Below are 13700 nucleotides of genomic sequence, written 5' to 3'. Positions count from 1 at the left end.
GTGCACGTCGCGCCTGTCCACGCGGGATTGTCGTCAAAATCAAAAAAACCGGGCCTGGGCCCGGTTTTTTTTTACTTGAACTGCTGATGCAAGCGCTTGCCCAGCTCCACCAGCAACGGGTGTGACCTGGCAAGCGCCTGCGCCCGGACAACGCAGCAGGCAGGCGGTCCGCACAGCATCCATACCGGTTGCGCTCGGCCGGCGCCCGGTGGCGTTTAGCGCGGCTTCGGCGTCACCCGCCAGATCACGTTGCCCACATCGTCTGCCACCAGCAACGCGCCGCTATTGTCGGGCGCAACGCCCACCGGGCGCCCCTGCGCATTGCCTTCGGCATCCAGGAAGCCATCCAGCACCGTGATCGGCGTCCCGCTGGGCTTGCCATCGACGAACGGCACGAACAACACCTTGTAGCCACTGGGCGGATCGCGATTCCACGAGCCGTGCTGGCCGATAAAGGCGCCTTGGCGGAAACGCTCCGGCAGCAGCGTACCGCTGGCGAAGCTCAGTCCGAGCGAGGCGGTATGCGGGCCCAGTGCATAGTCGGGCTTGATCGCCTTGGCGACCAGTTCCGGATTCTGCGGCGCGACCCGCTCATCCACATGCTGGCCGTAATAGCTGTACGGCCAGCCGTAGAAACCGCCGTCGCGCACCGAGGTCAGATAGTCGGGCACCAGGTCGCTGCCGATTTCATCGCGTTCGTTGACCACCACCCATAGCGACTTGCTCTGCGGCTCCCAGGCGGTGCCGACCGGATTGCGCAAGCCGCTGGCGAACACGCGGCTACCGCCGGTGGCAGGGTCGATCTCCAGGATCGCCGCACGGTTGAGTTCGGCCTCCATGCCGTTTTCGGCCACGTTGCTGTTGGACCCCACGCCCACGTAGAGCTTGCTGCCGTCCGGGCTGGCCAGCAGTGACTTGGTCCAATGGTGGTTGAGGCCGCCGGGCAGATTGGCCACGAAGGTCGGCTTGGCGGCGATGTGCGTATCGCCGGGCTTGTACGGAAAACTCACCAGCGCGTCGGCATTGGCGACATAGAAGCGATCGCCGACCAAGGCCATGCCGAACGGCGAGAACAGGCCGCTGATGAACTGGGTGCGCACTTCGGCCACGCCGTCGCCATCGACGTCGCGCAGCAGGGTGATGCGATTGGCGCTGGGCACGACGGCACCGGCCTTCTTCATCATCGCCCCCTGCACCTTCTTGCGCAGTCCACCGCTCTCGGCGTCATCGGGCTTCTGCGGTTCGGCGGTTTCGGCCACCAGCACATCGCCATTGGGCAGCACGTACACCCAGCGCGGATGATCCAGATCGCGCGCAAACGCGTTGACCTGCAAATCGTCGGCGGCCACCGGCTTGGCGTTTTCGGCCCAGCGTTTGACCGGCGCCACCTTGACGGTGGGAATCAGGCGTTTGACCGGCTCGGGCAGTTGCGGGTTCGGCCCGGTTCCCTGTTCGATGGCAAGCGTGGCGGTATCGCCGCAGGCGGCGAGCGTGGCGACTGCCAACAACGACAGCGGCCAGCGAGCGAGCTTCAACAGGGGTGCATTCATTGCGAGGGAATCCTGAACAGTTGCGACAGTCGGCCATCATGCCGGCAACACGTCGGCGAGAAGTAAACAGACCGTCAAGTCATCTCGCTTAAGGCATTCCAGCCCGCTTACGGCATGACCTGGGAGTCTGCACTCAGCGGCAAGGGGTGCACCGCCACGATCCGATCCATCCAGACCCACTGCGGTTGCTGTGTGGCATCGAGCTGATCCAGGCGCAGTTGCCCATTCATGCCTTCCTTGCCGTGGTCGTCCAGATAGGTCTGGATGGTCGGGCGCACCGCAACCGTGCCGGTGAGCATGCTGCCGTCGTCGAGTTCGATCTGCACGCGCTCCTGACCGTCGAGCAGGGAAACCCAATGCTCGAGCGTGGCGATCTGTGCCTGTTCGGAATAGACGTGCGGGGCGTATTTGGGCATGGCGACATCTCCAACGTGGAGTGCGTCACGCTAGGCCAGGACGCGTGAAAACAGCAGCAAGCCGCTGCGTTCCTGCAGGAGACTGCGTTTGTGCAGGAAGAGGCACATGCGGCGTCGCTGCCGCATGGGCACCACCACTCATTCCACCGATTCGCGTGCTGCGCGCACCGCGGTGACCAACTGCGCCACGCTGTAGGGCTTGGCCAGATGCTCCTGAAACCCGGATTCCAGCGCGCGCTTGCGGTCGTCCTCGCGGGCCAATGCCGTCACCGCTACCGCCGGCAGCGCGGTCGCATCCAGGCCCATGTTTTCGCGCACGGTGCGGATCAGGCCATAGCCATCCATGCCGGGCATGCCGATATCGGTCAGCATCAGGTCGAAACGTGCGTGACCGCGATGATCGATCAGCGCCAGCGCATCGGTGGCGCTGCCGGCGGTCACCACTTCGGCGCCCTGCTCTTCCAGCAGACGGCGCAGGTAATCGAGCATGTCCGGCTGGTCTTCGACCGCCAACAGGCGCAAGCCATTGAGTGCGCGTGCTTCGACGATCTGTTCGGACATCAGCCGCCGGCGCAATTCGCGGCGCGGGCGCTTGGCCTGGTCGGGCACGTGTTCGGGCAGGCGCACGGTGAAGGTGGCACCCTTGCCACGGCCGCCACTGGTCGCGCCCACCTGGCCGCCGTGCATTTCCACCAGTTGCTGCACGATCGCCAGGCCCAGGCCCAGACCACCGTGTTGCCGCGTGGTCGTGCCATCGGCCTGACGGAAGCGGCCGAACAGATGCGGCAGGAATTCGGCCGCGATGCCGTCGCCGGAGTCGCGTACCGCCACCAGCAGATGCCCGTCGTCGCGTTCGATGCTCACATCGATGCGGCCGTGCGCCGGGGTGAATTTGATCGCGTTGGAAAGCAGATTCCACAACACCTGCTGCAGGCGCGTGGCATCGCCGAGCACCAGGCATGGCGTGGACGGCACATGCAGTTCCAGCACCTGATCCTTGCCTTCGGCCGCCAGTTCCTGGGTGCTCAAGGCTTCGCGCAGCTGCTCTGCCAGATCCAGTGACTCGACCTCCAGCTGCACCTTGCCGAGCAGCATGCTGCTGAGATCGAGCATGTCCGAGATCAGCCGCTTCTGCGCGCGTGCGCTGCTGGCGATCACCGACAACCCCTTGTAGTTGGGATGCCCTTGCTCGACCCGCTGCAACAGCAACTCGCTCCAGCCCAGGATCGTGGTCAACGGCGTGCGCAACTCGTGCGACAGCGTGGCCAGAAATTCGTCTTTCAGCCGCGCCATGCTCTCGGCTTCGTTGCGCGCGCTGCGCTCGGATTCGAGCAACTGCTCGCGTGCCTGCTCGATCTCGCGTTGCTCGGTCACGTCCGGGCTGCTGCCGGCCAGGCCGATGAAGCGGCCATCGGCCGAATACCGCGGGGTGGCGGTCATTTCGATCCAGCGCCACTTCCCGTCATGGCGACGGGCGCGGACCAGTGCGCGCAGGCCGCGCTGTTCTTCCAGCGAGGCGGACAACTCGAACTGGAAGATCGACAGATCGTCCGGGTGCAGCAATTCGCTCCACGCCGACACCGTCCCGCTGGAAATGTCGATGCCGAAAAATTCGCCATAGGCGCTGTTGACGAACCGCACCACGCCTTGCGCATCCAGCACCCACACCGGCATCGGCAAACCGTCGGCCAGCGCACTGAAACGCGCCTCGCTTTCGGCCAGCTCGCGCTCGACGCGCTTACGTTCGGTGATGTCCATGAACAACACCGCCACCCGCGCCTGCTCCGGCTGCCCAACCCGAAATGCATCCACCGAATACCAGCGGCGCAGCGCCTGGGCCTGCATTTCGAAATGGATGCGATTACCGGTGCGGGCCACGTGCCCGTAACGGTCGAACCATTCCTGCTCGTGATCGGCGAGCATGGCCCGGATCGACAGGTTCACCACGTTGGACAGACCGGTATAGCGCTCGAACGCACCGTTGGTCATGCGGATGACGTAATCGACCGCGTGGTCGCCGTCGAACACCATATCGATCACGCAAAAACCGGCGTCGACGTTATGGAAGATCTCCTGGTACATCACCGAATCCAGGAACGGTTCGGCGACGGGGGCCGGTAGGACCGCGGCCGGATCTGTGCTGGAGGTCGAAGTACTCAAATCGGGATCCACGGCTGGTGCCAGGGCAGATGACCGACAAATGAAACCATGCACGATGTCGTCAGCGGGTGCACAGCCAACCGACCGAGTTCACACAGTGACCCTGGTCCGGCTCAGCACGTGCCCGGAATCACCACAGCAGTGCGGCGGCCAGTGCGATACACGCAGCCAGCACCACGATACCCGCGATCACGCCACGAAGCACCCACTCGCCCTCGCGGCGGAGCTGCTCGTCCATCCAGCGCTGGGCTTCTTCGCGCCAGGCGGTGGAACGCGCGTAGTCCGGGTCCAGCAGCTGCAAGCGCACCTGCGACAGTCCCAGTGCGACGCATTCGCTCCGGCAGCGCTGGCTGAAGCCATCCTCGTCGGCGGCAACCTGCGCGCCGAGCGGCAGCTGCCATTCGAATTCAGGCCTGGACATAATGCGGACGCTCCCGATCAAGCTCGTGTTCCAGCGCCATACGCGCCAACTGGGTGTAATTGGCTCGCGGTCCCTGTCCACGGCCGGTGAGCATTCCCTGGTAATCCAGGTCCTGCCAGACCCGCCCGGTCCATTCCACGCAATCTTCGGCAATCACCAGCATCAGCGAGTAGCGATACTCCAGTCCATTGGCGGCGCGGTAGGTATAGACCGGCGGAAATTGCACCGCCACATCGACCTGACGCGCCAGCGATGCCAGATGCTCGCGCAATGCCGCGCGTGGGTCGGCGCCGGATTCCAGCCGCAATGCGCGCGTAGCCATGTCCAGATCCACGTCGCTTTGCAGCGCAACGAATGCCGCAGCCCCGGTGGTGGGATTGTGCCCATGCTGCTTCGCCCAATCGATGAACTGCAGGCGCACATCCGACGGCATGTGCGGCGGCGGCGAAGACACTGACTTTGCGCGGAAGGAATGGGTGTCCATACAGCCAATCTTCCCGGCTGCCCCGTGAAGCGCGGGCGCAGGCGCAGTGAACCCGCCGTCATGGCAGCGACGGTGCGGATTAACCGTGCGGCAACGCGGCGGCCCGCGCTGCATGCAGCGCGTTGCGGGCGCTCACACGCGCCCCCACACTACTGAAACGCCCGGTACGCCTCGTATCGACCGCTTGGAGACTTTCGATGAAACGTTCCAGCCTTTCCGGCGCCAGCCTGTTGCTGGCAGGACTGCTCGCGGCGACCGGTGTACAGGCCCGCGTGCGCAACGTCACCGATCCGCAAGCGCCCCGCGCACTGAGCAGCGACGGCAAGGTCGATGTGCGCTGGACCGACCCGGCGCAGTTTTCCGAAGTGCGCTTCAGCGGCAACCGCTGGGAAGCCCAGCGCGGCGATTGGGTCACCCAGCTGGCGACCTATTTCCAGCAAAGTGCCGCCCGCAAGCTGCCCGACGGCCAGCGCCTGAGCGTGACCATCACCGACATCCGCCGCGCCGGCCAATACGAGCCCTGGCATGGGCCGCGCATGCAGGATGTGCGCGTGGTCAAGGACATTTATCCGCCGCGTTTGAGCTTCAATTACACGCTGACCGGCGCCGATGGCCAGGTGATCGACCAGGGCGAACGCAAGTTGGTGGATTCGGCCTTCCTGATGAGCGGACCGCGCCTGACCGACAGCGACCCGCTGCGCTTCGAAAAGGCGATGATCGACGACTGGGTGCGCAAGCAGTTCCGGGGCGACCGGAGTACCGCCGGGCTGTAATAGGCGGGCGCCGCGGGCTGCGACAGGCATCGCGAACGTAGACAGCGGGAGCGTGAGGCGATGCGGCCTTGTTGACGCTGCTTTCGGCAAGCACTGCTCTCCCATCGGGAGGCGGGCTGGTGGGGGCTGCGGCAATCCCCGCCTGTCGTCCCGGCGGCACGAGGCTTTGCGCACGCGCGCCCTCATCCGGCGCTGCGCGCCACCTTCTCCCGCTTGCGGGAGAAGGGAAATCCTGGAAAAGCCGCTCTTCCATGGGGAAAAGGGTTGGGGTGGGGCGCGGCAACGCCCGCCTGTCGTTCCGGCGGCACGAGGCTTCGCGCATGCGCGCCCTCATCCGGCGCTGCGCGCCACCTTCTCCCGCTTGCGGGAGAAGGAAGTCTTGGAAAAGCTGCTCTTCCATGGGGAAAAGGGTTGGGGTGGGGCGTGGCAACGCCCGCCTATCGTCCCGGCGGCACGAGGCTTCGCGCATGCGCGCCCTCATCCGGCGCTGCGCGCCACCTTCTCCCGCTTGCGGGAGAAGGCAATCGGGGCAACACCTGTCTCTCGACGGAGAATGGACGATGGCTTATGGCGTCACGCCCTCGCCCACTACGGCGCCTGCGGAGCCGCCCACATACGCTCTCGGCACACGCTTGAGCCCACACAGCAGTTGATACGCGCTGACATTGCACTGCATCGCCAGCGGGCTCACCTGCGGCGACGCGCCCCACAACTGCACGCTGGCGCCGATCCCGGACTGTGGCTGATCGGTGAGATCGACAGTGAGCATGTCCATCGATACGCGGCCGATCAGCGGGCAGATCTGCCCCTCCACCAGCACCGGCGTGCCGTTGGGCGCGAACTGCGGGTAGCCGTCGGCATACCCCATCGCCACCACGCCCACACGCGTGGGCCGCTGGGCGACGAAGCGGGCGCCGTACCCCACCGGCTCGCCGGCCGGCAGTTCGCGCACGGAAATGATGCGCGAGCGCAGCGTCATCACCGGACGCAGCTGCGCAGTGGTCTCGGTCTCCAGCGGAAACGGGTTTGCGCCGTAGAGCATCAGGCCCGGGCGCGACCAATCGTTGCGCAGCGCCGGCCAGCCGAGCAGGCCGGGCGAATTGCGCAAGCTGGTTTCCGCACGCATGCCGCCGGCAGTCAGCGCGAAGGCGACCGCCTGTTCGTCGGTGCGGCTGCACTCCAGCTCGTCGGCACGCGCCAGATGCGTCATCAACACCAGCGAGGCGATCTGCGGCAGGCCGCGCAGACGCAGCCACGCCGCACGGAAATCCTCCGGCGACAGGCCCAGCCGGTGCATGCCGCTGTCCAGCTTCAACCACACCCGCAACGGACGCGGGCTCTGGAACTCGGCCAGCGCACGCACCTGCTGCGGCGTGGCCACCACCGTCCACAGATCGTGCTCGGCGATCAGGCGCAGCTCGTCGTGCTCGAAGAACCCTTCCAGCAACAGGATCGGCGCGCGGATGCCCGCCTGGCGCAGCTCCAGCGCCTCTTCGATGCAGGCCACCGCAAAGCCGTCGGCCTCGCCGTCCAGCGCCTGCGCGCAGCGCACCGCGCCGTGGCCGTAGGCGTCGGCCTTGACCACCGCCAAGGCCTTGCTGCCGCCCAGGCGCTTGGCCAGGCGGTAGTTGTGACGCAATGCATCCAGATCGATCACCGCTTGCGCAGGACGCACTACGCGACCTCCTGCTGCGCGCGGGCGCTGCGTGGCGACAGGTAACGGAAGATGTCCAGGCCTTCGCTATCGATGTCGGGCGTACGGCCCTGCATCAGATCGGCCAGATAGCGACCCGAGCCGCAGGCCATGGTCCAGCCCAGGGTGCCGTGACCGGTATTGAGGAACAGGTTGGCATAGGGTGTCGCGCCGACCACCGGCGTGCCGTCCGGGGTGGCCGGGCGCAGACCTGTCCAGAACTCGGCCTGGGCCAGATCGCCGGCGCCGGGGAACAGATCGTTGACCACCATTTCCAGCGTGGCGCGGCGACGCGGATTCAACGACAGATCGAAGCCGGCCACCTCGGCCATGCCGCCGACGCGGATGCGTTGGTCGAAACGGGTGAGCGCAATCTTGTAGCTCTCGTCCAGCACCGTGGAGGTCGGTGCGCGCTGCGCATCCACGATCGGGATGGTCAGCGAGTAGCCCTTGAGCGGATACACCGGCAGATGCAGGCCGAGCGAGAGCAGCAGGTCGGCCGAATAGCTGCCCAGCGCCAGCACGTAGCGGTCGGCGGTTTCGATGCGGCCATCGATCTGCACACCGGTGACGCGGCCGCCCTCGTGCTGCAGATGCTCGATCTGCTGCCCGTAGCGGAACTCCACACCCACCTGCGTGGCCAGTTCGGCCAGGCGCTGGGTGAACAGCCGGCAGTCGCCGGTCTGGTCTTCGGGCAGGCGCAAGGCACCGGCCATCTGCGCGCCGCCGCCGGCCAGGCCCGGTTCGAACTGGGCGATCTGCGCCGGGGTCAGCAACTCGTAGGGCACGCCGTACTGGGCCAGTACTTCGATGTCCTGCGCGGCGGCATCCAGTTGCTGCTGGGTGCGGAACAACTGGGTGGTGCCGAGTTGGCGGCCTTCGAACTCGATGCCGGTGCTGGCGCGCAACGCGTTCAGACAATCGCGGCTGTAGTCGGACATGCGCACCATGCGCGCCTTGTTCACCGCATAGCGCTCGGCGGTGCAGTTGCGCAGCATCTGGCTGAGCCAGGCCAGCTGGCGCAGATCGCGGGTGGGCCGGATCGACAGCGGCGCGTGCTGCTCGAACAGCCACTTCACCGCCTTGCCGGGCACGCCGGGCGCGGCCCATGGCGAGGTGTAACCGAACGACAACTGGCCAGCGTTGGCATAGCTGGTCTCCAGCGCCGACGCCGGTTGACGGTCCACCACGGTGACCTCGCAGCCGGCCTTGGCCAGATACCAGGCGGTGGTGGTGCCGATGACGCCACTACCGAGAATGAGCACGCGCATGTCGCTCTCCTGAAAGGGTATTCCCCCACAACCACGCGCTGAGGGAGACAGTTAGACGCAGTATATTGCGAGCCAGGCAGTGCGATTTCCGGAATCGACCCGTCTTTGCAGTGAAACTTCCTGTCAAAGCTTGTGGAGACAAACCCCATGGCCACCCGCGCCCGCGAGTTGGACAAGATCGACCGCAAGATCCTGCGCATCCTGCAGCAGGAAGGGCGTATTTCGTTCACCGAACTGGGCGAACGCGTCGGCCTGTCGACCACTCCGTGCACCGAGCGCGTACGCCGGCTCGAGCGCGATGGCGCCATCACCGGCTACTACGCGCGGCTGGACCCGCACTACCTCAAGGCCAGCCTGCTGGTGTTCGTGGAGATCAGCCTGGCCTACAAATCGGGCGACATCTTCGAAGAATTCCGCCGCGCCGCGCTCAAGCTACCCAACGTCCTGGAATGCCATCTGGTCTCGGGCGATTTCGACTACCTGCTCAAGGCGCGCATCAGCGAGATGGCCTCGTACCGCAAGCTGCTCGGCAGCACCTTGTTGACCTTGCCGCATGTGCGCGAGTCCAAGAGCTACATCGTGATGGAAGAGGTCAAGGAGACGTTGGCGCTGCCGATCGAGGGCTGAGATTCGGGAGTGGGATGCGCGTCAGGCGATTGGAGAAAGCCTGGAGCGCGGATGGATGAAGGTCGATCTGGCCGCTGCTGAGCTGCATTCACCGATGTCGGGGGCCGGGACCGCACTGGAGACGGAGCGCCCCGCTTGCTGAAGGCGGCGGGGTTGCATGGGGGCGGTGCGCCTGGTGGCGACATCGCCGCTGCTGGCGAGGCGGCCGCCAGCAACAACGCGGGTTCCCAGCGCCAATCCCCGATATCAGCGCACCACGCGCATGCCATCGCCCGCCGGGACGGCGTCGTAGTAGCGCCCGGTCTTGGTATCCAGAACCCGGTTGGCGCCGGCCGGCTGCATGCCGTGCAAGAGCCGGCCATTGCGGTCGTAGACCATCGGGGTGGCGGACTTGACCTGACTGCCAGCCGGCGCGACCGGGGTCTGCGCCGGCCCGCGGGTCGGAATCGTCGGCGCCACCGGGCGCTGGCCGAGCTGGGACGGCACCGGTTGCGTCGGCCTGGACGCATTCAACGTCGACTGCGTCGGCGGCGGTGTGGCTACCGGCTGCAAGGTCGTGGACGAACGCGTGCTGGTCGCCGACTGCGCCGCAGCCACGCCAGAGACTGCCAGTAGCGCGCACAGCAGTAGCGCACGCGTTGAGGAATGAATCGCCATGACGGGCACCGCGTGGGTTGGAAGTCCTCCATCAATGGGGGCGCCCAAGGGTTGCGGCAATACAGAGTGGCTGGCAGGCCTGAACGCTTCGGCATTGCGTTGCGGCGCTGCTGCCTTGGTGAGGCCGGTGCTGGATTCCGCCGAGGCTGGGCACTGCCGTGTCTGCCAGCAGGGGAGGCAGGTTCCTGGCAGAGCGCTGGCGCGTATCAGGACGAAGGGATGAGAGGTTGGGTTCGCATGCGGCCCCCATCCGCCCTCCGGGCACCTTCCCCCGCAAGCGGGAGAAGGGACGCGAAGCGACAGGCGCAACACCTGCTGCGGGCAGGAACAAAGCAGCGGCATGACGTCTCCCGCAAGCGGGGGAAGGAACGCGCACTGCTCACTGCGCAATGGAGATGGGAGATGGGAGATGGGAGCAAGCAGTGCGGTTCCTTCTCCCGCAAGCGGGAGAAGGTGGCGCGCAGCGCCGGATGAGGGCGCACCAACCTCCACCCACCCGGTTGAACCAGCCGACCCACGCCCACATCACCAAGGCAAGGCGCCGGCACACCGTCAGCGCGTGCAGGCGAGAACCCCATGAGCCAGTTCGATCTGACCCCTCCCTCCCCCGCCCAGCGCGATGCCCTGATCGCCGGGCTCAGCGACGAGGAACAGCGCGTGCTGCTCCACCACGGCACCGAGGCGCCGTTCTGCGGGGTGTTTCTGGACAACAAGCTCGACGGCGTCTACACCTGTCGTCTGTGCGGGCTGCCGTTGTTCCGCTCCAGCGCCAAGTTCGAATCCGGCACCGGCTGGCCGAGCTTCTTCGCACCCTACGACCCGGCCCACGTGCGCGAAATCCGCGATATCAGCTACGGCATGATCCGCACCGAGATCGTCTGCGCGCGCTGCGACAGCCACCTCGGCCACGTGTTCCCGGACGGTCCGCCGCCCACCGGCGAGCGGCATTGCCTCAACTCGGTCTCGCTGGGCTTTACCGAAAACGGCCAGGCGCTGCCCAACCCGTTGCAGCGCGAGGGCGCCGAAGCGCAACCAGCGTGAGCGCGGCATGCGATCCGGGAGCGCTTCCGGATCGCACACCGCCGCCTGATCGCTTGCGCTGGCGTACGAGGCGCAGTGCCGCTGCACCGATCCGCTGCAGCGATTGATCCGCTACGGCAACGCTGTACAGCCCAATCTCCAGACGCCACAGTAGAGTGCGGTTGCCCAAGCATCACCTCCATCGCCTGCCTCATCGGCTTTTTCCTGCGCGGCGATGCGTCGGCACGCTCATGGTCAGCAAGTCGATCATGCGCTCACGCACCAACACCATTGCAACGACCGTTGATCGATTGCGCCATCGTCCTGTACCGCCCAGCCGATGCGTTCAGGCTTGAAACACCGAGCCCGCATTGCCCAGCCCGCGGCAGGACAGCAACTTCGCTGCGTAAAGGCCGCGCCCGCTGCTCCCCATCGTTCAGTTAAAGCGCACACCTTCACGCAACCCGCTTCAAGAATCCGCCACGCAAGCCGAAACAACAGCAACTCTGTTTGCTTTTGGTTGCGTCATGCTCATCATCATCGGCTTCATCGTCGTCATCGTCAGCGTCCTCGGCGGCTATGTGCTGTCGCATGGAAAGCTGGGCGCGTTGTGGCAGCCGTACGAGCTGATGATCATTGGTGGCGCGGCGTTTGGTGCGTTTCTGGTCAGCACCCCGGGCAAGATCGTCAAAGAGACCTTCAGCAGCATCCTGGGCGTGTTCAAGGGCCCGCAGTACAAGTCCGACGACTACAAGGACACGCTGAGCCTGATCTACGAGCTGCTGAACAAGGCGCGCCGCGACGGCTTCATGGCGTTGGAAGACCACGTCGAAAAACCGCAGGACAGCACCATCTTCGGCAACTACCCCAAGGTGGTCTCCGACCATCACCTGCTGGACTTCATCACCGACTGCCTGCGCCTGATGATCGGCAGCAACATCGAGCCGCACGAGCTGGAGCCGCTGCTCGAACTGGAACTGGAAAAACATCACCACGAAGCATTGGCACCCTCGCATGCCTTGAGCAAGGTGTCCGATGGGTTGCCCGGCTTCGGCATCGTGGCGGCCGTGCTCGGCATCGTGATCACCATGGGCTCGATCGGCGGGCCGATCGAAGAGATCGGCCATCACGTCGGCGCCGCCCTGGTCGGTACCTTCCTGGGCATCTTGCTGGCCTATGGCTTCGTCGCGCCGCTGGCCGCCGCGATGGAAGCGCGCGCCGAACAGGACGGGCGCATGTACGAAGCGGTCAAGACCGCGCTGCTGGCCTGCCTGCGCGGCTACAACCCGAAGATTGCGCTGGAATTCGCGCGCAAGACGCTGCCGTCCAACGTGCGTCCGAGCTTTGCGAATTTCGAAACGCACCTGAAGACGATCAAGTAGGCCCGCAGTCATGGCCGAGGGCAAATCCACCGTCGTCATCCGACGGGTCAAGAAGGTGCAGGGCGGTGGCCACCACGGCGGCGCCTGGAAAGTGGCCTTTGCCGACTTCGTGACGGCGATGATGGCCTTCTTCCTGGTGCTGTGGCTGATGGCGGCCACCACCAAGGAACAGCGCGCGGCGATTTCGGAATACTTCCGCAATCCCAGCCCGTTGTCGGGCAAATCGACGGCTCCCTCGCCCGGCATGAACGGGCCCGGCGGCGCCAGCACCTCGATGATCAAGCTCGGCGGTACCGCCGACCTGGCCAAGGGGCAGAAGGACGAAATGGGCCGCAAGCGCGACAACGCGGCCGACTCCAGCGAAGACAGCCGTGCCAAGGACAAGAAACGCCTGGAAACGCTGATGCAGGACCTCAAGGAGGCCATCGACAAGAGCCAGGCGCTGGAACCATTCAAGGACCAGCTGCTGCTCGACCTCACACCGGACGGGCTGCGTATCCAGATCGTGGACAAGCAGAACCGCCCGATGTTCGACATCGGCCGCGACCAGCTCAAGCCTTACACGGTGGCGATCCTGCACGAGCTGTCCAGCTTCATCAATCAGGTTCCCAACCACATCAGCATTACCGGGCACACCGACATCACCGCCTACAGCAGCGATGCCGGCTACACCAACTGGGAACTCAGCGCCGACCGTGCCAACGCCGCGCGCCGTGCGCTGGTGGCTGGTGGCATGGCCGATGCCAAGGTCACCCGCGTGGTGGGCTTGTCGTCCTCGGTGCTGTTCGACAAGACCAACCCGCAGAATCCGATCAACCGTCGCATCAGCATCGTGGTGATGACCCAGGATGCCGAGCAGACCGCGCTGGCCGGCGCCGGCCAGGGCGTGGCGTTGGGTAAAGCCACCCACGATGCCGATACTCAGGTGCCGGATTTGAGCGCCACCGGCACGGCAGCGGTGGGACCGCCGGCTGCATTGCCCGCTGCGGGTGCGAGCGCCGGTGCCGCCGGCGCACCGGCCGGCCCGGCCAAGCCCGCTGTGGCGCCCGGTTCCGCCACCACCCAGGCCGCTGGGCGTATGTCCAGCGCCACGCAGGTGGCATCGGCCACCGCGCTGGCCAGGGCCGCCGAAGCGGCGTTGAGCGGGCCGCGCACGAGGGTCAGCGCAGCGTCCGAGACGCCTTAAGTCAGCGGGAAGCGTCGCTACTGTGGGCGCGCCAGCGCACCTCGGCGGAAGCCGCCGCTG

At 65.9% G+C, this 13700-nt stretch carries 13 protein-coding genes; 5 read left to right on the top strand and 8 right to left on the bottom strand.

Going from position 1 to position 13700, the window contains the following annotated elements:
- Positions 1–215 precede the first annotated feature (215 nt).
- From GGR61_RS08915 to GGR61_RS08895, 5 genes are all read right to left on the bottom strand, one after another.
- Positions 216–1550, bottom strand: coding sequence for a sorbosone dehydrogenase family protein (locus tag GGR61_RS08915; protein ID WP_184409172.1), 1335 nt, complete (start codon positions 1548–1550; stop codon positions 216–218).
- A 107-nt stretch (positions 1551–1657) separates the two neighbouring features.
- Complete coding sequence (locus GGR61_RS08910; protein WP_184621182.1) at positions 1658–1966, bottom strand: DUF3247 family protein; 309 nt, start codon at positions 1964–1966, stop codon at positions 1658–1660.
- Positions 1967–2104: 138 nt separating this feature from the next.
- Entirely contained in the window at positions 2105–4138 is a 2034-nt protein-coding gene (locus tag GGR61_RS08905; RefSeq protein ID WP_184621181.1) for a PAS domain-containing sensor histidine kinase, read from the bottom strand.
- A 118-nt stretch (positions 4139–4256) separates the two neighbouring features.
- A complete protein-coding gene (locus GGR61_RS08900) occupies positions 4257–4547 on the bottom strand; it encodes a hypothetical protein (RefSeq protein ID WP_184621180.1) in 291 nt (96 codons plus the stop codon).
- Positions 4534–4980 carry a hypothetical protein gene (locus GGR61_RS08895; RefSeq protein ID WP_184409191.1) on the bottom strand — a complete coding sequence of 149 codons (447 nt, stop codon included), beginning with the start codon at positions 4978–4980 and terminating at the stop codon, positions 4534–4536. Before GGR61_RS08895 ends, GGR61_RS08900 begins: the two co-directional genes overlap by 14 nt.
- Before the next feature lie 248 nt (positions 4981–5228).
- On the opposite strand from GGR61_RS08895, the gene GGR61_RS08890 reads away from it, so the two are divergent.
- The gene (locus tag GGR61_RS08890) at positions 5229–5804 is read left to right on the top strand and encodes a DUF3016 domain-containing protein (RefSeq protein ID WP_184409176.1); all 576 of its coding nucleotides are present in this window, start codon (positions 5229–5231) and stop codon (positions 5802–5804) included.
- A 565-nt stretch (positions 5805–6369) separates the two neighbouring features.
- Here GGR61_RS08890 and alr read toward each other — a convergent pair.
- A complete protein-coding gene (gene alr, locus GGR61_RS08885) occupies positions 6370–7479 on the bottom strand; it encodes an alanine racemase (RefSeq protein WP_184621179.1) in 1110 nt (369 codons plus the stop codon).
- On the bottom strand, positions 7479–8789 hold the full coding sequence (locus tag GGR61_RS08880; RefSeq protein WP_326520626.1) for a D-amino acid dehydrogenase: 1311 nt from the start codon (positions 8787–8789) through the stop codon (positions 7479–7481). The genes alr and GGR61_RS08880 overlap by 1 nt, the downstream gene beginning before the upstream one ends.
- A 126-nt stretch (positions 8790–8915) precedes the next feature.
- Here GGR61_RS08880 and GGR61_RS08875 point away from each other — a divergent pair, with 126 nt between their 5' ends.
- Entirely contained in the window at positions 8916–9395 is a 480-nt protein-coding gene (locus tag GGR61_RS08875; RefSeq protein ID WP_005992148.1) for an Lrp/AsnC ligand binding domain-containing protein, read from the top strand.
- A gap of 246 nt (positions 9396–9641) precedes the next feature.
- Here GGR61_RS08875 and GGR61_RS08870 read toward each other — a convergent pair whose 3' ends face one another.
- Positions 9642–10052: a hypothetical protein gene (locus GGR61_RS08870; RefSeq protein WP_184409179.1), complete on the bottom strand. Its 411-nt coding sequence runs from the start codon at positions 10050–10052 to the stop codon at positions 9642–9644.
- 576 nt (positions 10053–10628) lie between these two features.
- Between GGR61_RS08870 and msrB the strand changes: the two genes are divergently transcribed.
- The 3 genes from msrB to motB all read left to right on the top strand — a co-directional run bounded on the left by msrB (position 10629) and on the right by motB (position 13640).
- Entirely contained in the window at positions 10629–11093 is a 465-nt protein-coding gene (gene msrB / locus GGR61_RS08865; protein WP_184409180.1) for a peptide-methionine (R)-S-oxide reductase MsrB, read from the top strand.
- Positions 11094–11599: 506 nt separating this feature from the next.
- Positions 11600–12454, top strand: coding sequence for a flagellar motor stator protein MotA (gene motA / locus GGR61_RS08860; RefSeq protein WP_184409181.1), 855 nt, complete (start codon positions 11600–11602; stop codon positions 12452–12454).
- Positions 12455–12464: 10 nt separating this feature from the next.
- On the top strand, positions 12465–13640 hold the full coding sequence (motB, locus tag GGR61_RS08855) for a flagellar motor protein MotB (protein WP_184621177.1): 1176 nt from the start codon (positions 12465–12467) through the stop codon (positions 13638–13640).
- Positions 13641–13700 lie beyond the last annotated feature (60 nt).

It is taken from the genome of Xanthomonas sp. 3058, assembly GCF_014199765.1.
Classification (GTDB): domain Bacteria; phylum Pseudomonadota; class Gammaproteobacteria; order Xanthomonadales; family Xanthomonadaceae; genus Xanthomonas; species Xanthomonas campestris_B.
This window is presented reverse-complemented; position numbering and strand designations above follow the sequence as displayed.